Consider the following 20,181-nt stretch of genomic DNA (forward strand, 5'->3'; position numbering starts at 1 on the left):
GTTTCTTATTAAACCATAAATCCCAAATAGTTATAGATTATTCCCTTACTCAATTCTATCCACCCATTAATTAGTCTTAAGACACAAAAAAACCGACGCTATAAAAGCATCGGTTTAGTTTTTAATTTTAATATTTCACTAGCCGCGCTGCGGATACCAATCCATAAGTGTCACTTCAATTGCATCACTACCTTGATTGACAAGAGACTTGAATTTCTCAACATCGCTCAAACCGTCCGTTCCTCGGTAGTGAAAAGGAATAACTTCCTTAGGAGCAAAATCTAATACCGCATCGGCTGCCTGTTCTACATCCATGGTGTACGGTAGGTTCATACATACAAATGCCTTATCGATATTTTCAAGATTACGCATTTCAGGAATACCTTCTGTATCTCCAGAAATATATACTCTGTACCCATTCTTTTCCAGCACATAGCCATTACCGCGTCCTTTCACATGTTTGTCCAATCGACCTTCGGTAATATTGTACATAGGTATGGCCTTAATAGTCAATCCGTTTCGGGTAGCGACGTCACCGTTGTTTAGGACAACCGTTGGCTTTAAATCATCACCCAGTTGGTCAGCTACCGCTTGAGGTGCAAATAAGAAATTGGACTTATTGGCTACTGCCATAAGAGTTTCTTTATTAAGGTGATCGCCATGAATATCAGTTACTAGAATGATATTTGCTTCTGGCTTACCTTCAAATGCTGTGGCTCCACCAACAGGATCATTGTAGATAATCTGGTCATCCCATTTCATCACAAAAGTTGCATGGGATATAGGCATAATCTCAATAGACGGTATGTATTCCTCATCATTGGATGCAGCACTTTGCTGTTCTTCTGTTTGGTTATTTGCAGTAGTATCTTCCGTAGTACTTGCGTTGTCTTTGCAAGCCATTAATGACAGACTCAAGAAGGAAAGTAGGAGTAATTTTTTCATGATCATTTTTATTGGTCAAAGATAAAATCATGGAACAGGCTCGATGTTAAGCTTTTGAGAAATGTCAAGCGTCATTTTATGATCTAGATTTAGGATACAGGTATGCACATGTCTTAACTATTCTCTAGCGATCACTTATTTTAAATGCAATAGATTTGCCAGTAAATACGACAAGATGAGCAAGCTTACTAGCCCTAATTATGTGTGCGTTCATGCCGGTGATCTCAAGGACACTACATTTGGCGGCGCCACTGCTCCTATTTATACATCGACTACATATGACTATCGCGGTGAGGGCACAAATTTATATCCGCGCTATTTTAACACGCCTAATCAAGTAGCGCTGGCTCAAAAAATGGCAGCACTGGAACAGACCGAGGCTGCTCTAATCTTTGGTAGCGGTATGGCGGCGATAAGCGCCGTTTTTATGGCGTTTCTCAAACAAGGAGATCACATCATCCTACAACGCGCAATCTATGGTGGCACGGCACATTTTGCAGCAGCAGAATTTGATCGCACGGGTATAAGCTACACCATGATTGAGCATGTCGATGAAGAAAGTTTACAGACCGCACTCAAAGAAAACACTAGGATGATCTACATCGAGACACCTAGCAATCCCTTGTTAGAAGTTGTGGATATTGAGGTTGTTTCAGCTTTCGCGAAAGCTAACTCCCTAAAAACTGCCATCGACAACACATTTGCCTCACCTATCAACCAGAATCCTGCAAACTATGGTATTGATATCATTATACATAGTGCGACTAAATACCTAGGCGGTCACAGCGATATTTGTGCTGGTACGGTTTCTGCCTCACAGGTGGACATTGACAGATTGTGGAAAACTGCCAAGAATTATGGCGGTAGCCTGAGCGATGTTACCGTTCACTTATTAGAACGTAGCATAAAAACACTAGGATTAAGAGTCAAGCAGCAGTCTGAAACCGCTCACAAACTAGCCGTTGCACTAGAGCTCAATCAAGATGTTGAATCTGTAAATTACCCAGGTCTTGAATCTCACGCACAGCATGAGATTGCCAAAAAGCAAATGCGTTATTACGGCGGTATGATGTCGTTTGTACTAAGCTCAAAAATCGACGACGACCAGTTTTTGAATCACTTGAAGGTCATAAAACCAGCGCTAAGTCTTGCTGGTGTAGAGTCTACAATCTTATCACCACGTTTGACCTCTCATAGCTTATTGCCAGCAAAAGAAAGAAGAGAACAAGGTATCGATGATCGTTTGCTACGATTTTCAACTGGAATAGAAGAACTTGAAGTACTTCTAGAAGACATCATGCAAGCTCTTGAAAACAGCAGAAAATAATCTTATGAAATTAGACATTCTCGCCATAGGCGCACATCCAGACGATATTGAATTAAGTTGTGCAGGTGTTCTTGCTAAGGAAGCTGCAGCAGGAAAGAAAATAGGTATTGTAGATCTTACCAGAGGTGAGCTAGGAACAAGAGGAACACCAGAGATACGAGATCAAGAAGCCACTAAAGCGGCAAAAATTTTAGGTGTTGCAGTAAGGGAAAACCTAGGTTTTGCAGACGGCTTTTTTGTAAACGACAAGCAACACCAACTCGAGATCGTCAAAATGATACGCAAGTATCAACCAGAAATCGTCATTTGCAATGCGGTAGAAGATCGGCATCCAGATCATGCCAAAGGATCAGACCTTACAAGCGTGAGCTGTTTTCTATCTGGCTTGAGAAAAATTGAAACCCTTGACGATCAAGGCGTGAACCAAGAACAGTGGAGACCTAAAAATGTGTATCACTACATACAATGGAAAGACCTCGTTCCCGATATAGTTGTTGATATAACGGGTCATCTAGAAACTAAAATGGATGCCGTGAAAGCTTATAAGTCGCAATTCTTTGATCCTGACAATAACGAGCCTGCAACACCTATAAGTAGTAATAACTTCTTTGAATCTATAAGGTATAGAGCCGCCAATCTAGGCAGATTGATAGGCACTGATCATGCAGAAGGTTTTACTACTGAGAGGTATCCAGCGGTAGACAGTCTATTTGACCTCAAATAAATAATGGTAAAAGTATTTGTGATTTTGAGAAATGCTGTAAATTTGCATCCGCTTAACAGCTAGTGGTTGATGATCTTGAGATCCACTTTAATAAAACTCACATTGATATGGTGGTTGTAGCTCAGCTGGTTAGAGCGCTGGTTTGTGGTGCCGGAAGTCGCGGGTTCGAATCCCGTCTTCCACCCTAAAAAGGTCTTAGAGAAATCTAGGGCCTTTTTTAATTTTTGGCCTCTTATATATCGATACATTAAGGGATGAGAAGTTTATGCTGAGCGCAGTCGAAGTAAATCCCGTCTTCCACCCTAAAAAGGTCTTAGAGAAATCTAGGGCCTTTTTTAATTTTTGGCCTCTTATATATCGATACATTAAGGGATGAGAAGTTTATGCTGAGCGCAGTCGAAGTAAATCCCGTCTTCCACCCTAAAAAGGTCTTAGAGAAATCTAGGGCCTTTTTTAATTTGGTGAATTTTTGCTGCATGAAAAAAGGGATGAAAAGTTTATGCTGACCTTACAGAACGACCTTTTTCTTTTTGAATTTGGATCCAACGATTAATGATAATCATATCGCTCGTTTCTTTTCCAACTAAACTTTATGAAGTCAAGTTTAGCCACTTGCATTTCCATCAGATAAAATGTCTTTACCCTACTAAATCACTTCCATTTTTATCAGCCTAAAATTGTAATATGACGTTTTGAGCACGAAAACGTTGTAGTAGCACCGTCAAAAAGTTCATTTTATTGATGGTTTTATGTAGTAATTCTCCTACCAAATGTTAAAATATCACGAATTTCTCTTTTAGTTTTAATAACAAAATTTACTCTTAAATTCTACTGATAGCAGTATATCAAAGCCGTTTGTTAACTTCGATTTTAAACATTTGAACAACTTATTGTTAAATTAATATCAAAAACGGCTTGCATGTCTAGTGAGAAAACCCATACATTTAGACTTCTGCAGAACTAAACCATTTAACTTAATCATTAACCCCTAAACAAACCCAAAATGAAATTCCAATTATTAAAAAAGTCTTTCCTTGGACTCTCAGCATGCGCACTAATTTTTACTGCATGTTCTAAAGATGAAAACGTTGATCAAATCGAGCAAAAATCTGACCTTGAAAGAGCAAAAGAATATGCTGAAGAAATAGGATATCACCCAGATGACATTATGATTGACAACTTCATGTTGCCTGATGGTACAAAAGAAGAGCGCATCTTTATTGAAGATGATATCGCTCTTGCACCAACTGATTTTTATGCACTTGCTCCTATAGATGCTATGCCAGCTGTTGATGATCTTGCTAAGCAATATCGTACCAACAACCTAGTAACTGGTAGCAATCGTACCATTGACATCATTGGTTACACTGGTGGTAGCAATGCACTTACAAGTACACAACGTACTGCGTTGCAATGGGCTGTAAACAATTATAACAGATTGAGCGGTGTTTCTTTGACTTTCCGTTTGACTTTTGGTACTGACTATCAAAGTAAGGACATGGTAATATACCGTAACCCTAACAACGCTGGTGCTGGTGGATCTGCTGGATTCCCATCAAATGGTCGTCCTAACAAATTTGTACAACTTTATAGAGGTATGGATTCTTATGACACTAACACTAACGAGCACGTAATCACTCATGAGATAGGTCACTCAGTTGGTTTCCGTCATACAGATTACTTCTCACGTGCATCTTGTGGACAAAACACTAATGAAGGTAGCGCTGGTGTAGGTGCTATTAGAGTAAGTGGTACTCCTAGCGGTTATGACGCAAATTCTATCATGCTAGCTTGCTTCGGTCAAGGTGAAGATGGAGAATTTGGTGCAAATGACATCACTGCTTTACAAGCGATGTACTAGAATAAAGTAACTTATAGCTTTCATAAGGCCCTGATAGATTTTTCTATCAGGGCTTATTTATTTAGTAATGTATGAGGCTATGGACCGGACTATGTTTCAATCGCTTTCTGCCAGCTAGAAAATCAAGTTCAATTAGGAAACTATAACCTACCACGGTGCCTTTACATTTTTCAATCAGTTGACTAGTAGCTAATGCTGTACCGCCAGTAGCAAGCACGTCATCATGTATGAGGACGCGAGCATCTTTAGGAATCATGTGCTGCTGTATCTCTAGAGTATCCTGACCATATTCTAGATCATACTGTTCCTGCACCACAGCTCCAGGTAATTTACCAGGCTTGCGTACCATGACAAATGAAGCATCAAGCGCATCAGCCACCAGCGTACCAAAAAGGAAACCTCGCGATTCCATACCCACGACTACATCTATTTCCTTGTCCTTATATTTTGTTGCTAGCAGTGAGGTTATTGTCTTTCTCGCTTTCGCGGAAGCTAACAAAGGGGAAATATCCTTAAACACGATTCCCACTTGAGGAAAATCAGGTACATCCTGCACTAATCCTTTTAAATCTTCTATTTTCATGATCTAAATATACTGCGACATTCAAGACCAGCAATTTTCTAACAATTTCCTTATGAGATTCTTACCCTTATTACTTTTAGCCTTCTCTCTATGCAGCAATGCACAAGAAAGTGCCAATTCCAGAATCAAAGACATTACCATTTATTTACAGGGAGCTCGCGTTACCAGAGACGTTGAATTAACTGTAATAAGCGGTAGCAACGAGATCGTCATTAGTGACCTGTCGCCTGAAATCACATCAGAGAGCATTATGGTATCACAACTTAATGGTATGAGTTTGTCAAGCGTAAATTACAGTACCACATCGTTGAGTAAAAAAACTTCAAGTGAAAACCTTAAATTAATAACTAGAAGCCTAGACAGCGTGCAACAAGCGCTTTATCAATTTAATTCTAGATTAAAAGGGAACCGTGAAGAAGTTGCGATACTACAAACCAATCGTCAACTTAATAGTAAGGATACTGGGATGAGCCTTGCCCAAGTAAAGGCTTTTGCCAGCTATTACAACGACCGTCTAGAAGCGTTGAGCCTTAAGGAATATGAATATAATGACACTATTGAGGAATTACTAGAGCGACAAACGGAGCTTGAAAACGAAAAGTCAAAAATCAATCCTGCAGCAAATGAAATGCGTGGAGAAATTAGGCTTTCCATTAACAGTACCAAAGCGATGAAATCAACGATAAAGATTACTTACAACTTGAGTAATGCCGGCTGGGTGCCCTATTATGACATTTATGCCGCTGGTGGCAGCAATAATGTTGACCTCAAATTTAAAGGACAAGTATACCAAACAACAGGAACTGATTGGGATAACGCGATGATCACTTTATCCACTAGTGATCCCTATCAAGACAATACAAAGCCAGATTTAAAAGAGAAGCGTCTAAATTTTGTGAGATACAATCGAAGGAGTATGTCTGTAAGTCGTGGCAACCGTAGATACAATCCTACAGTCAAAACAGTGAGCGGTAAAGTTACTGACGTAACAGGAGAACCACTCTTAGGTGCAACTGTAATTGTTAGAGGTACAAATAATGCAACTACAACAGACTTTGACGGTAATTATAGACTAGAGATAACGGACGGAACTTCAATAACTACAAGTTTTTCTGGCTATGAGAGTGTAACAAGTCCTATCTATGCAAGCACAATGAACTTTGAATTATCTGTAAGCTTAGATGCGGTTGTGGTTACGGGTTATAGAACTTCAACTAGAAAAAAATCAAATGTTACAGCATCAGTAGAAGATAAAGAGGAATTATCTACCGTAAGTGCCGTGGAAGAAAATTTAGCTTCACGTAGTTATAAATTGCGACTACCCTATTCAATACCATCGACTGGCGAGACCATCGATATTCCTATTTCACAAGATAAGCTGGATGCCACCTATGGATACTATAGCGCTCCAGTCATCAATCAAAATGTATTCCTCACCGCTCAAATGAAGAACTGGGAAAGCCTCAATTTAATACCTGCTGAGGCAAGTGTGTATTTTGACGACAGTTTTACTGGTAGCATATACTTTGATACTGATACTACCGATGAATCGTTGACTGTAAGCCTAGGCGTCGATCCACAAATAAGCGTCGAACGCAAAGAAGTAACTGATTTTAAGTCACAATCAATTTTTGGCACCAAAAAACGAGTTGACAAGGTTTATGAAATTATTGTCAAGAATAACCGCAGTAAATCTATCGACTTAAAATTACAGGATCGCATTCCAATTAGCAGCAATAAAGAAATAGAAGTCGATGATATTGAAACAGGCGATGCTACCATGGATCAGGAAACGCGGCTGCTTACATGGGACATTAATTTGAATACTGGATCCCAAGTAAAAAAGCGATTTAGCTATCAGCTTGAATATCCTAAGAACAAGCGTATCAATCTAGATTGATAAAACTTACAAAGAGTTCTTTATTTCCTTCTATGGTTATAAAAAAGTTTTATATTTGCACCCGCTAAAGAACGATTTTAGCACTATTAGGCCTCGTGGCGCAACTGAATAGCGCACTTGATTACGGCTCAAGAGGTTACAGGTTTGAATCCTGTCGAGGTCACGACACTTAAGAAACCACGCTCATAAAAATGAGCGTGGTTTTGTGTTTCTTGAAGTGTTGAAAGCCTTAGGGCTTTCATAAATGAAAAGAGATACAAAATCAGCCACGAGCTAAGGAGTGGCGTAGTTTCTTATTTGCAACTTTGAGCTCATTCAGGATCATGTGAATAATCCTGTCGAGGTCACGAATGAATAGCTTGATAAGAAAAAACGCCAAGTTTCCTTGAGCTTTTTTTGTTTGTGGAATTCTCAAAGCGGAGTTTTGCCAGGTTATTTTATCCCGTCGAGGTCACTACACTCAGGAAAGGATGCTCAAATAAACGTTAATTGTAAACTCAAGAGAGTATTCAGTTTTGGCTTGAATTATGACCGTGAGGGCCATAATAATCAATGTACTGATACCAAGCGTTGGCTGATATATATTTGATGCTTAATTACATAAGCTATTCAAGAAATCAAATTATAAATCTGAAATACGCTTTTGCTAATTGATTTCTTCAAGCCTACAATTATAATCCAGCAATTCATTTCAAACCTTTTTGATTAATTCACGTCTTATAGGAAATTCTAAATGTTGGCCTCATGAGAATCCTATACTTTATCATCATTCTTACTACTACTGGTGCCTTAGGACAGACAAGGCAAGAACTTTTGGATGCTGCAGCAGCATTTCCACCTATGCCACGTGAAACGATAGACATGATACCTTTTGCTGGAAGATCACTTTCCTTCGGATCAGGAACTCCGTTTAATGATTTGGAATATACTATCATGAACTTTGATTACATCGATGGGGAAAATGGTGGTAGCGACACTTTCATGCCAGTGCGCCCGTCAGAAAAATTTCCTGGATCAAATTCAGTCAAGTATGCCCGTAGTGTTTTAAACACAGACCTAAATGAGGCCTATGACACGGGAAACAGAGATCGCTTTATTCTTGGAACCTCAGCATACGACTTACCATTTTTTTCTAGTGGCTCGGATAATATTGATAATGATTATATGGTAATTCAGCATTTTGATTACGAGTTTGGTGCAATAGAGCTTAATGGTAAACCATTAGATTATAAATTACTCAAGGCAACTGAATCTGAAGGAGTAAATACATCTGGTAATTATCTATTTCACACTGCAAATTTCAATGCTACTGGTGAAGTGGACTTGATTGCTTTCATCTTTCCATGTGACGATCTGCAAGACAACGTTAGCGGTTCATCACCGCAGGATTATTCTACCCTTTGTAATCAATCACAAACCTTAGACCTTGACAATAGAAATCAGTTTGTTTTCTCTACTCCAATTGAAACAACTCCTAGTATTCCGCAAGCCATAGCTCAATATGGTGGCCCTGGTAAAGAAGTTATAGGAGGCATGACCGCTGATAGCGATGGAAATGTTTATCTCATGGGAGCTACTGATAGTGACCTAACGGGTGATGGAAATATCGATAATGAAATATTTATTTCTAAAATCGATCCGTCTGGAGAGTCCATTTGGGTATACTCTCTACCACAAAAAAATGGTGCGCTTTTATTTGATGCAGTCACAGACGAAGAATATATTTATGTATGCGGCCGTACATTAGACGCTATTCCAGGATATTCTAATGCTGGACGATGGGATGGAGTTCTATTGAAAATAGATATAAACACGGGTATTCTTGTGGCATCAAATCAATGGGGAAATAGTGGTATTGATGGATATGGTAATATAGTGCTGGATGAAAATGGTGGACTTTATGTATCTGGACAAGGATCACCAAATAATGGAGATGGTGGTACCGATAATGCTTATCTAGTCGCACGGCATAAAACCTCTGATTTGAGTAATGACTGGCGTGTTATTGAACCAACTACCGCAACAGGATTTTCAGCAAGTGCAGAAGCTTGGGGTGGATTATATTTCAAGAAAGGTGCTACACAATCAGAAGACAGAATTGTAGTTGCTGGCTGGTATATCGCTGCTGGAGGTGCAAATAACTTTGTATCTGTTTACGATAATCTTTATGCCGAAACTCCTACTAGACCGCATTCCATCGTGTTTTCTTCTCCTGGTTCACAAGCGGATTGGGTAATGGACAACGTTATTGATAGTGAAGGTAATATTTACATAGCTGGATACACATCTGGTAATTTACAGGGTGGTCATCAAGGTCAAGGAGATGCCTATGTGAGAAAGTATAGCCCTAGTTTAACTAATCCTCAGACACTTCAATTCGGAACTCCTCAATCTGACATGGTTAGAAAAATGGAAATTGATGGCGAGGACAATATTTATCTGGTTGGACATACTTACGGTAATTTATTCGCTTCAAATGCAGATATCTCTTTAAACACAGGTGATGTGTATGCTTATAAATTAGATTCAGATTTGAACGTGTTGGCAAGCGTGCAGCTAGGAACGCCTCACGAGGATCGGGCTTTTTCAGCATTCAAAAATAATCTATTATTCATGGGCGGAATGACCGAAGGAGTTATCAAGGACAGCTCAAAAGGCAGTTTTGATGGTTATGTATTAGCATTAGATCCAACGAATTTAGAATTGTCGGGAACCACCTTATCTACCAATGAAGAAACGTTAAACTCTGGTTTACGACTTTATCCTAATCCAGTAATACAACAACTGCGCATTCAGGGTAACATTAGAAATGCTAGCCTTAAAATTTATGATTTGACGGGTCGCTTAATGATGAGTCAAGATAATTTCAATGGAAGTTTAGATGTTTCCAACATTAAGACTGGAAATTATATAATCGCTCTAAAGAATGACAACCAGTCAAAAACCTTTAAAGTAATAAAGTTGTAATGTTTGTCATAGACCTTCATTTTAAAGCAAGAATTTCGCAATCCTTCAAGATAGAATAGTATTTCTGGTAGATCCTAAACTAAAACTTTCTATGCTCAACTAATCTTCTCTTTATCTAGGTCAGTATCTTTGATTATTATGAGCTCATTAAATAACTAATGCAGTTCAGAAGCGGCATTTACATGATCCAAGAACTAAAACGACACTTTGCAAATCAGTTTGAGCCAGCTCTTCTGGAAGAAATTGAGCAAACAGCAACCGTTCTTGAGGTTGCAGAAGGCACAGATTTGATAACGCCTGGTCAGTTTGTAAAATCCATGCCGCTGCTCATTTCTGGAAGTATCAAAATCTTGCGACCCGATAGCAATGGCGACGAGCTTCTACTCTACCATCTTGAAAAAGGTGATACGTGTGCGATGTCGCTTACCTGTTGCATGGGACACACGCAAAGTGAAATCCACGCGGTGACCGAAACGCCAGCCCAAGTTCTCATGATACCCATTGCCAAAATGGAAGAATGGTCCAGCAAATACAAGTCCTGGCGCAATTTTGTATTCTCCAGCTACCACTCACGCATGATGGAAATGCTGGAAAGCATAGACAACATTGCTTTCAATAACATGGACGAGCGTTTGCAGAATTACATAGACGACAAAATAAAAATCCTGAACAGCAAACACATCTATACTACTCATAAAGAAATAGCTCAGGACCTGCATACAAGCCGTGTAGTCATATCAAGACTGCTCAAAAAGATGGAAATCAACGGCAAGATCAAATTACACCGCAGCTTTATCGAGGTCCTGTAACAAGGGTTACATACATTCCGATGATTGGCATCTAATTTTGATGCCAATTCAAACAGGAATATGGAAATCATAGAAATTCTAGGCTACTCAGGTGCGCTGCTCATAGGTCTCGTTCTCGGATTAATAGGTGGTGGTGGTTCTATCTTAACCGTTCCCATTCTGGTCTATGCACTAGCCATCAATCCCGTTACGGCAACCGCCTATTCCCTATTTGTCGTGGGTTCTACATCTCTTGTAGGTGCAGTTAAGAACATGATTAAAGGCATGGTAGATTTCAAAACCGCCATCATTTTTGCCATTCCAGCCTTTATCGCTGTCTATTTAACCAGGGCATTCTTGATCCCAATTATTCCAGAAATTCTTTTCTCGATCGACGGATTTGAAGTCACAAAGAACCTAGCGATCATGCTATTCTTTGCCGTTATTATGCTGCTGGCATCCATCTCTATGGTTAGGAATAACAGAAAGGAAAATGAGGAAGAAACCGAAATCAAATACAACTATCCGCTAATCATTATTGAAGGTCTGGTCGTGGGAACCATCACAGGAATTGTAGGTGCAGGCGGCGGTTTTCTCATTATTCCCGCATTGGTTTTGCTGGCAAATCTACCTATGAAAAAAGCGGTTGCCACCTCACTTTTTATTATAGCGATCAAGTCACTTATTGGATTTGTGGGCGACGTTCAAAATCTAGCAATAGACTGGAATTTCCTTTTGGTTTTTACGGGACTATCTGTAATCGGGATTTTTATCGGCGTCTGGCTCAACAAATTTATAGACGGTAAGAAACTCAAGAAAGCGTTTGGTTGGTTTGTACTCGTGATGGGTATTTACATCATCTATAAGGAACTAGCAGGATGATTTGAATGTTACACAGTTTGTTATAAGTACGCTTTCGCGAAAGCGTAACAATCATCATAAATCTAAACAAGAAAACATATCGTAAACATGAAAAAAGATGCAAAAAAGCCCTAAAAAGTGGTAAAATGTATCAAAAGTTACCGAATGCTATACAATGCGTGACTAATTTTAAACAAAAAGAAAGATGAATATCAAGCAATTTGAATACAAGCCGCTGGCACATTATAGCTATGCCATTGAGAGTAATGGAAAGGTTGCTGTAATCGATCCTGAACGTGATCCTGCGCAATATCTAGCATTTGCAGAAGCGCACAATGCGAAAATTGTTGCTGTTATAGAAACACATCCCCATGCAGATTTTGTGAGCTCGCATCTTGAACTGCACAAAACGACTGGCGCTACCATTTATAATTCTGAAAAATTAGGAGCTGACTATCCGCATCAGGCTTTTGACAACGGTGATCATATCGATCTAGGAGACGTGAAGATCAACGCTATTAACACGCCAGGTCACTCGCCAGACAGCATCACCATCGTTGCTACAAATGGAGAAGAAACTGCTCTATTTACAGGCGACACCTTATTTATAGGCGATGTAGGAAGACCAGATTTGAGAGAGAAAGCAGGCAACATGCAAGCCAAAAGAGAAGAGCTGGGCGAGATGATGTATGAAACGATTACTACTAAATTTAATGATCTACCAGATAATGCCTTGGTATATCCTGCGCATGGTGCAGGATCTTTATGCGGTAAAAATATGAGTGATGCCGCGAGCAGCACCCTAGGTGATGAAAGAGCCAGCAATTGGGCTTTCCAGTCGCAGAGCAAAGAAGAGTTTATGAATACCATTCTCGATGGACAACCATTTATCCCATCTTATTTTGGGTACGACGTGGATCTCAACAAAAAAGGCGCAGCTGATTTACAACCTAGTGTTGATGCAATACCTTTAGAAGAAAGTGCTCAGGCGAGCGGTTTGATCGTGGATATGCGCGATGAGGCTGATTTCAAGAGAGGTCATTTGCCTGGCAGCATCAACATCATGGCTGTATCGGACAATTCTAAATTTGAGACCTGGTTAGGCTCTATCGTTGAACCAAAAGAAGCATTCACACTGGTCATTGACAAAAAAGAAAACAAAGACAAATTGCTGCATCGCATTGCCAAAATAGGTTATGAAAAGCAACTTAACAAAGTGATCACGTTAGCAAATAACGGCTTGAATACAACAGAGAGACTTGACCTATCAGATTTTAAACAGCATCCTGAGAACTACACTATCGTTGACATACGCAATAATAGCGAGATTGATGAAGGTAAAATATTTGATGGTGCCCTAGCGCACCAATTGAACGAGTTGCGTGACACCGCAGATCAAATACCAACTGACAAACCTATTGTGGTGCATTGTGCTGGCGGTTACCGCAGCGCTGCAGGTAGTAGTATTTTGAGCAAAGCGCTTGATGATGTAAAGGTTTATGACTTGAGCGATGATGTAAAGCAGTTTCAATAAGTATTTTTGCACCCTGAAAACATAACCGGATTGTAATGTCAAAAAAACGATCATTATTGGTTTTTAGGGTGCTTCTATTAATAGGTACGGCGGTCTCCTTATATTTTGTGCCTTGGCCTATTGTCATGGCGTGGATACAGCCCTTACCAGATACGGTGCAGGAACAGATAGATCAAGTTCATGAATACGGATTTGATGGCATCATCGTGTATGTGGATCAAAAAGGCAAACCACCTGAATTCTATACAGCAGGTTACAAAAACACTGAGAGCAAAACACCAGCAGACGCGCAGTCATTGTTCAAGATTGCTAGTGTAGAAAAATTATTCAAAGCTCTAACGGTTGCAAAACTGAGTTACAGAAATCATTTATCGCTGGATAGAAGTCTTGCAGCATATTTACCAGACCTGAGTAAAAACGTCAAAAATGCTGATGAGATTACTTTGAGAATGCTAGTGCAGCACCGCAGCGGTATTCCTGATTATACGTACACTAAAGACTACTGGGCAAATCCCAAAAACACAGTCGAAGAAAACCTAAATCTTATTACAGACCAACCAGCAGAATTTGCGCCTGACACTGATTATGGTTATTCAAACACAAATTATTTGCTATTGGGCAGAATCCTAGATCAAACTCTAGGCTACAATCATTTTCAATATATTGAAAATGAAATCCTCAAACCCTTACAATTAAATAATATTCACACATCCATAAATGAAGTAAACATTGAAAATGTCATGAGTGGCTACTATGTGGGTTATCCTCACGATCTCAAAACTGAAGATGTAGGAATGCTTGCCACGGCACAGGACTTAGGCAGATTTATCAGGGCACTCAATGAAGGCACCGTATTTACAGACTCGACTGAACAACAAATCTATTCCTCGATATATGTCTATGAGCATACGGGCCTTATTCCTGGCTATCAGACCATAGCAAAATACCATGCTGACATGGATACCGTGGTTATCCAGTTCACAAATACTGTAGATTTTGAAGGCTACAACTGGAACATGTCAGAAATAATGTATAGTCGTATCCTGAAAATATTAAGACAATAGCTTTTTGGTGTTACGCTTTCGCGAAAGCGTAATCTTGAAAAATCTATGTTCTATTTGCAGCCAGCGTAACTCATGTTACACATACTGCAATTCTTGTCAATTACATTTGCTCTAAAATTAAACCTTATGAACAGGATCTATGAACCATGGCCATGGTATGTGGCAGGACCTATGATAGCATTAACAATGTTCTTGCTGCTGCTAGTTGGCAAGAAATTTGGAATGTCATCGCCTTTACGCACTACATGTTCCGCATTGGGTGCTGGAAAAGCAGCATCCTTTTTTAGATTTGACTGGAAAGCAGAGCGTTGGAATTTGATGGTAGTACTAGGCGCAGTCATTGGTGGTTTTATCGCCTCAAATTTTTTGAGTGACAACACGGTGGAAATCAATCCAGAGATCGCACAACAACTATCTACCGACTACAACATAGATAGCGCTGGCGATGCTTACTTACCACCAGAAATATTTGGATTTGAAGCCTTGTCAGATCCATTGATTATAGCTGTACTGTTAATAGGTGGCTTGCTAGTTGGTTTTGGTGCACGTTATGCTGGTGGTTGTACTTCAGGTCATGCTATTTCTGGATTGAGTAATCTACAGTTACCATCGTTGATCGCAGTGATAGGCTTCTTTATAGGTGGCCTAGTGATGATCAACTTTATTTACCCTTTAATTTTTACAGCATGAGGTACATCAGTTATTTAGCTATAGGTATATTTTTTGGCATCGTCATGTTCAAATCAGAGGCTGCATCTTGGTTCAGGATTTATGAGATGTTCAAATTTGGCAGCTTTCATATGTATGGTATCATTGGATCTGCTTTGGCACTTGGTGTTGTCGGTATTCAAATTATAAAGCGCAAGAATATTAAAACGGTGGACGGTAATGAGATGAGTTTACAGCCTAAAGACAGAAGCATCGCTCGTTATCTTTTTGGTGGAATTATTTTCGGCTTGGGATGGGCGTTATCAGGAGCCTGTCCTGGACCCATGTACGTACTTGCAGGTGCTGGTTTTGGCTCTGTATTGATTGTTATATTGGGAGCCATATTTGGAACGTTTCTCTATGGACTGCTTAGAAATAGATTGCCGCACTAATCGTTAAATAAAAGCGTAACTTCAATTATTCTCAAAGAAAAATCATGGCCACGAGCAAAATAGTAAGCTTACTTTTTTTAAAATGCCCACATTGCCGAAAGGGAAATTTGTTAGAGTCACATCCGTACAAAATATCTAAGTTCAACAAGGTCAATCAGCATTGCCCTAATTGTGATTTCAAGCTCGTGATTGAACCTAGTTTCTACTATGGTAGTATGTATGTTTCCTACGGATTAGGTGTCGCGTTTGCAGTAGCCACATATGTCATCATGCTACTGCTGGATATTGCATCAAATCCTTTATATATTTTTTTAGCAATTCTGGTAGTTCTTGTAGTAATATGGCCTTATACCGGTGCGCTTGCAAAATCTATCTGGGCGCATCTCTTTATCTCCTATGATAAGGATGCTGGTTTGAAAAGTAAGTAATTTGCGAAATGAGGCAATCAGTCTCTAGTTCATTTCTGCGACTGTGAATGGCAAGGTAACGGTAAGCTCGGTGCCTTGTTCTTGATCGGTTTCAAAGGTAATGTCACCTTTGTGAGATTGTGCTATAAGGCGTGCAATGTACGTTCCTAGACCAGTTCCTTTTTCTTTTCCTGAAGAAACGTACTTATCAAAGAATCGCTTTTGAACATGCTCCGGCACCATGCCCTCATTCTTGATACGTATTTCCAATAGATCAGCTGAAGAGACATCTATACCAACAGTAGAACCATCTGGTGCGGCTTCTACTGCATTTGTAATCAAATTATTAAGCAGGTGATTGACATAGGTCTCGTCTGCTTTGACATTTACCACCGTAGGTTTTTGAGCTTCTTTACCTTCGACAGTTAGTCTTATTCTATTTTGCTTGGCAGCAGTCAAATCTTTGAGCTGTTCTTTCAATTTACTTACTGTAGAAACTATGTCGAGATCCTCATATTTAGGCTTAAACTCACCCATTTCCATCTGGACGAAATCTTTAGTAGTTTCCAGTATGCCTAACGTTCTATGACCAGCACGTTCAATAAATTCTACCCATTTAGTCTGCATCTCATCAAGAGATGACTTTTTCAACATGGTAGCAACGGTAATTATAGAGCCTATGCTGTTGCGCATTTGATGGTCAGATAGATCTGCTGCATTATTTTGCGCGGTGATCTTCTTCTCCATCAAGACTAATGAGCTAGTCATACGCTCTACCGTTTCAGGAAGCTCGTCTATAGGTGCTATGAACGACATCAATCGCCACTTCTCATCGTCAATATCGATGCGCGTTGAATGTGCAAAAATTTCAAATTCCTCACCGTGTTTGTTGCGCACGGTAAAGATTTCGGCGCGTTTTTGATCTTTATTGAAGAATTTTTTATGTGTCTTCTTTAGATCTTTTTGATCAAGAACAGGTACTACCTTAGTGAATGACTCACCTATAAGCTCATCTCTAGTATAACCATAAGTATCTAGGTAAGCAGAGTTTACATCAGTAAAAATACCATTTTCATCTGTGAGACAAATACCTATAGGCATATGCTCAAAAATCCTGAAGTCAAGATTTTTGAAATCCTCAAATGCTGTTTTCAAGCTATCGAGTTGTTTTTTTACCTGTGTACTAGGTCTCATAATACTTAATTGCCTAGCAAGATAGTCTTTTAATTAAATTTTGTAAGAAATCAAGAAATCGTTATGATTTAATTGGGAAAAAAGATATGATTAAATAAAATCGTCAAGGAATTTTAAATAGCTGAAAATTAAACAGATGGAAAATAGCACCAGCAAAATAGTTTAACGGTGTCGCGCAAAACGCACTGTAATACTCAACAAGCGATATTTCCTATGTTTTATTTATTCTCAGTATAATTAGGTAAGTTGTCACACATCTCATGATACTGCATCTAATTAATAAAACGATCCATGCACAATCCATTTCTAAAAGAATACAGTAGTGACAAAACAGATGAACAACTAGTGCGTGAGGCACAAGATGGTGATAAAAAATCGCTCGAAGAGCTTATCCTAAAACACCAACCATTTATTTATAACATCGCCTGGAAAATGGTGCGCCATCCCAAAGATGCTGAAGATCTAACCCAAGAAGCAACGATAAAAATCATTACTAATCTATCCAAGTTTGAGAACCGCAGCGCTTTTAGAACCTGGGCATACCGCATTGTGGCAAATCATTTCTTGATGTCAAAGCGACGACCCAACGAGTCGGTCTTTGAAAGTTTTGATAAAATGGCGCAAGGTCTGGAAATGACCCCAGATACTCCACTCACACCATTGGAACAACAGGAGAAGAAGGAATTTATACGCGAGATGAATTACAGCTGCATGAGCGGCATGCTGTTGTGCCTTACTCGCGAGCAGCGACTCGTCTACATTCTAGGCGAGATGTTCAATGCAGACCATTCCATAGGTTCACAGATTTTGGAAATTTCGAAGGACAACTTCCGTCAGCGCTTGTCTAGAGCACGCAAGGATATTTACAACTTCATGAATGAGAAATGCGGCCTGGTCAACAAGTCAAATCCTTGTCGCTGTCATAAGAAGGTGACATTTGCTATGGACAACAAGGTCATAGACAGCAAAAATCTATTATTTAATCGATCTGAATATTCAAAGTTCAAGAACGAGATCAAACAAGATGCAGATGAAATGTTGGATATCATTGATGAGAAATATGCGCAACTCTACGGCAACCTACCCTTCAAGAAGGACTTTGACAAGCAGACCTTTCTTAAGGATATCGTCAATGATCAACACATCAAAAATCTGATGAATTTGAATTAATTATCACTTCTCACACCTCATTAAACCTCAAAACCTGGACTTATGTTCGGGTTTTTTCTTGCAATGTTGTCACAGGTATACACTATATGAATCTAAGATGTAAATAGCTTTTTGAGAGTTACGCTTTCGCGAAAGCATAAAAACAACAAACATCATGGAAATAAAGAAAACCGTACACATCAATGCCACCGCTGCAGCTGTCTGGAAAACGCTGTATGAGAATTATGGTCAGGCCTGCGATTGGGCGAGCACAGTCAATGAATCACAATTGAGAAAAGTTTCAGGCTCACAGCATGGCGGTCGTACCTGCTCTACCTCACTAGGTCAGGTAAGCGAGATTCTAGATCATGTCAATGAAGAAAAAATGGAACTGAGTTACCACGTAGATGACACACCATTTATCATGAAATCTGCACAGGCAGATTGGAAAGTAACGCCTACTGCGGTTAATACATCCAGCGTGAGCATGCACATGAATATGGAACTCGCTACCCTACCAAAAATTCTCATGGGCTGGATGATCAAGCCCAAAGTGAGAAAGGATATTGATCAGACACTAGAGGATCTAAAATTCTATGTGGAGAATGGCAAACAGTCAGAAGCCAAGAAAAAATCTGACGCTAAATATTTTAAGAAAAAAGGTAGAAAGGCTGCCTAATCACGATCGATACGATCAATCATTAATTTTTAAAAATAACAAAATGAAATTCACAACAAAATCAATTATCCCAACGCTATTATTTTCAATGATAGCTGTAGTAAGCATGGGTCAGTCCATGGACAAAAAATACAGAACGGTCAAGGTAGAGCTTGACATCGACGCGCCAGCCGCAAGAGTCTGGGAAGCCATGGTTACAGATTATGGAGAAATATCCAACTTTTCACCATACATCTACACATCTGACTACATCAACGGGAGCCTGGAAGGTAAAGTAGGCGCGCAGCGCAAATGCGACTTCAATGCTAAAGGTACACAATGGGCAAAGGAAGAAATCGTCGCCATTGACAAGGAGAACATGATCATGACCAATCGTGTGATCGACGGTAAGAAACTGCCTCTCAATTTTGATAATTCAAGAGCATTTTACACGGTCAAGGATAACGGTGATGGCACCTCAACGGCTGGTTATGAATTCCAGTTTAGAACAAAGCCTGCCTTTATGGGCGTTATGGCTCAAGGTCAATTCAAAAAACAATTGAAAGGCACGCTTGTAGGTTTAAAACACTATGTAGAGACAGGCGAGATCGTACGTGGCGGTAATGGTGTTTATAAAGAGATCAAGGATAACTATCCAGAACCAACGGTAATCAAAACCAAGTAATGCCCAGCTGCAACAACTTGAGATTAGTACCGATACATAAAATCATTAAAAACAGAAATATGAATAATAAAGAGCTAGCAAACAGATTAGTAGAACTATTGAGAAAAGGAGAATTCAACACAGTCTATGATGAACTATTCCATCCACAAGCCGTGCATATCGAGCCACAGTCAGAGCACTTTGCTCGAGTAGAAGGCGTACCAGCGATCAAAGCAAAGGATGCTGCCATGCAGGAAAACATCGCTGCGGTAGATGGTCTTGAAGTAGGCGATGCAATCGTTGCAAGAGATTACATAGCCTTACCGTATAAAATGACGGTCACTTTAAAAGACGGCAACCAGTGGCCACTTGATGAGATCATCGTTTATAAGGTTGAGGATGGCAAAATAGTTTCGGAACAATTTTTCTATTAACCTCAACATTTACACAAAAAG

19 protein-coding genes and 2 tRNA genes are annotated in these 20,181 nt (G+C 39.6%); 18 read left to right on the plus strand and 3 right to left on the minus strand.

The annotated features are described in order from the left end of the window. Window positions 1-138 precede the first annotated feature (138 nt). Window positions 139-945 (minus strand): MBL fold metallo-hydrolase, encoded by an 807-nt coding sequence (locus tag EJ995_RS11295; RefSeq protein ID WP_126448504.1) that lies wholly within the window; start codon window positions 943-945, stop codon window positions 139-141. Between the two features lie 175 nt (window positions 946-1,120). Between EJ995_RS11295 and EJ995_RS11300 the strand changes: the two genes are divergently transcribed. From EJ995_RS11300 to EJ995_RS11315, 4 genes are all read left to right on the plus strand, one after another. Continuing rightward, on the plus strand, window positions 1,121-2,272 hold the full coding sequence (locus EJ995_RS11300; RefSeq protein WP_126448505.1) for a trans-sulfuration enzyme family protein: 1,152 nt from the start codon (window positions 1,121-1,123) through the stop codon (window positions 2,270-2,272). Window positions 2,273-2,276: 4 nt separating this feature from the next. Continuing rightward, a complete protein-coding gene (bshB1, locus tag EJ995_RS11305; protein ID WP_126448506.1) occupies window positions 2,277-2,996 on the plus strand; it encodes a bacillithiol biosynthesis deacetylase BshB1 in 720 nt (239 codons plus the stop codon). Window positions 2,997-3,105: 109 nt separating this feature from the next. Further along, window positions 3,106-3,181: transfer RNA gene (locus tag EJ995_RS11310), tRNA-His, on the plus strand. 818 nt (window positions 3,182-3,999) lie between these two features. Next, on the plus strand, window positions 4,000-4,857 hold the full coding sequence (locus tag EJ995_RS11315; protein WP_126448507.1) for a zinc-dependent metalloprotease: 858 nt from the start codon (window positions 4,000-4,002) through the stop codon (window positions 4,855-4,857). Between the two features lie 61 nt (window positions 4,858-4,918). Here EJ995_RS11315 and EJ995_RS11320 read toward each other — a convergent pair whose 3' ends face one another. Then, window positions 4,919-5,443 carry an adenine phosphoribosyltransferase gene (locus EJ995_RS11320; RefSeq protein WP_206482295.1) on the minus strand — a complete coding sequence of 175 codons (525 nt, stop codon included), beginning with the start codon at window positions 5,441-5,443 and terminating at the stop codon, window positions 4,919-4,921. Between the two features lie 49 nt (window positions 5,444-5,492). Here EJ995_RS11320 and EJ995_RS11325 point away from each other — a divergent pair, with 49 nt between their 5' ends. The 10 genes from EJ995_RS11325 (at window position 5,493) to EJ995_RS11370 (ending at window position 16,082) form a co-directional block, all read left to right on the plus strand. Then, window positions 5,493-7,340, plus strand: a complete 1,848-nt coding sequence (locus EJ995_RS11325; RefSeq protein ID WP_126448509.1) for a DUF4139 domain-containing protein — start codon at window positions 5,493-5,495, stop codon at window positions 7,338-7,340. Window positions 7,341-7,429: 89 nt separating this feature from the next. After that, a tRNA-Arg gene (locus EJ995_RS11330) sits at window positions 7,430-7,503 on the plus strand. Between the two features lie 581 nt (window positions 7,504-8,084). Next, a complete protein-coding gene (locus tag EJ995_RS11335) occupies window positions 8,085-10,307 on the plus strand; it encodes a T9SS type A sorting domain-containing protein (protein ID WP_126448510.1) in 2,223 nt (740 codons plus the stop codon). A gap of 182 nt (window positions 10,308-10,489) precedes the next feature. Continuing rightward, window positions 10,490-11,116: a Crp/Fnr family transcriptional regulator gene (locus EJ995_RS11340; RefSeq protein ID WP_126448511.1), complete on the plus strand. Its 627-nt coding sequence runs from the start codon at window positions 10,490-10,492 to the stop codon at window positions 11,114-11,116. Between the two features lie 60 nt (window positions 11,117-11,176). Then, on the plus strand, window positions 11,177-11,977 hold the full coding sequence (locus EJ995_RS11345; protein WP_126448512.1) for a sulfite exporter TauE/SafE family protein: 801 nt from the start codon (window positions 11,177-11,179) through the stop codon (window positions 11,975-11,977). 184 nt (window positions 11,978-12,161) lie between these two features. Continuing rightward, window positions 12,162-13,490, plus strand: a complete 1,329-nt coding sequence (locus EJ995_RS11350; RefSeq protein ID WP_126448513.1) for an MBL fold metallo-hydrolase — start codon at window positions 12,162-12,164, stop codon at window positions 13,488-13,490. Window positions 13,491-13,525: 35 nt separating this feature from the next. Beyond that, window positions 13,526-14,554, plus strand: coding sequence for a serine hydrolase domain-containing protein (locus EJ995_RS11355; RefSeq protein ID WP_126448514.1), 1,029 nt, complete (start codon window positions 13,526-13,528; stop codon window positions 14,552-14,554). A 126-nt stretch (window positions 14,555-14,680) separates the two neighbouring features. Next, on the plus strand, window positions 14,681-15,244 hold the full coding sequence (locus tag EJ995_RS11360) for a YeeE/YedE family protein (RefSeq protein ID WP_126448515.1): 564 nt from the start codon (window positions 14,681-14,683) through the stop codon (window positions 15,242-15,244). Next, window positions 15,241-15,654 (plus strand): DUF6691 family protein, encoded by a 414-nt coding sequence (locus tag EJ995_RS11365; protein ID WP_126448516.1) that lies wholly within the window; start codon window positions 15,241-15,243, stop codon window positions 15,652-15,654. Before EJ995_RS11360 ends, EJ995_RS11365 begins: the two co-directional genes overlap by 4 nt. Window positions 15,655-15,698: 44 nt before the next feature. Further along, complete coding sequence (locus EJ995_RS11370; RefSeq protein WP_126448517.1) at window positions 15,699-16,082, plus strand: DUF983 domain-containing protein; 384 nt, start codon at window positions 15,699-15,701, stop codon at window positions 16,080-16,082. Between the two features lie 24 nt (window positions 16,083-16,106). Here the strand turns inward: EJ995_RS11370 and EJ995_RS11375 are convergent, their stop codons facing one another. Beyond that, window positions 16,107-17,255, minus strand: a complete 1,149-nt coding sequence (locus EJ995_RS11375) for a PAS domain-containing sensor histidine kinase (RefSeq protein ID WP_126448518.1) — start codon at window positions 17,253-17,255, stop codon at window positions 16,107-16,109. Between the two features lie 291 nt (window positions 17,256-17,546). Between EJ995_RS11375 and EJ995_RS11380 the strand changes: the two genes are divergently transcribed. The 4 genes from EJ995_RS11380 to EJ995_RS11395 all read left to right on the plus strand — a co-directional run bounded on the left by EJ995_RS11380 (window position 17,547) and on the right by EJ995_RS11395 (window position 20,160). Beyond that, a complete protein-coding gene (locus tag EJ995_RS11380) occupies window positions 17,547-18,425 on the plus strand; it encodes an RNA polymerase sigma factor (RefSeq protein ID WP_126448519.1) in 879 nt (292 codons plus the stop codon). 154 nt (window positions 18,426-18,579) lie between these two features. Next, window positions 18,580-19,083 carry an SRPBCC family protein gene (locus EJ995_RS11385; protein ID WP_126448520.1) on the plus strand — a complete coding sequence of 168 codons (504 nt, stop codon included), beginning with the start codon at window positions 18,580-18,582 and terminating at the stop codon, window positions 19,081-19,083. Between the two features lie 43 nt (window positions 19,084-19,126). Further along, a complete protein-coding gene (locus tag EJ995_RS11390; protein WP_164549909.1) occupies window positions 19,127-19,747 on the plus strand; it encodes an SRPBCC family protein in 621 nt (206 codons plus the stop codon). A gap of 59 nt (window positions 19,748-19,806) precedes the next feature. Continuing rightward, window positions 19,807-20,160, plus strand: a complete 354-nt coding sequence (locus tag EJ995_RS11395; RefSeq protein ID WP_126448522.1) for a nuclear transport factor 2 family protein — start codon at window positions 19,807-19,809, stop codon at window positions 20,158-20,160. The last annotated feature ends 21 nt before the right edge of the window (window positions 20,161-20,181 follow it).

The sequence above is a fragment of the Nonlabens ponticola genome, assembly GCF_003966335.1.
Classification (GTDB): domain Bacteria; phylum Bacteroidota; class Bacteroidia; order Flavobacteriales; family Flavobacteriaceae; genus Nonlabens; species Nonlabens ponticola.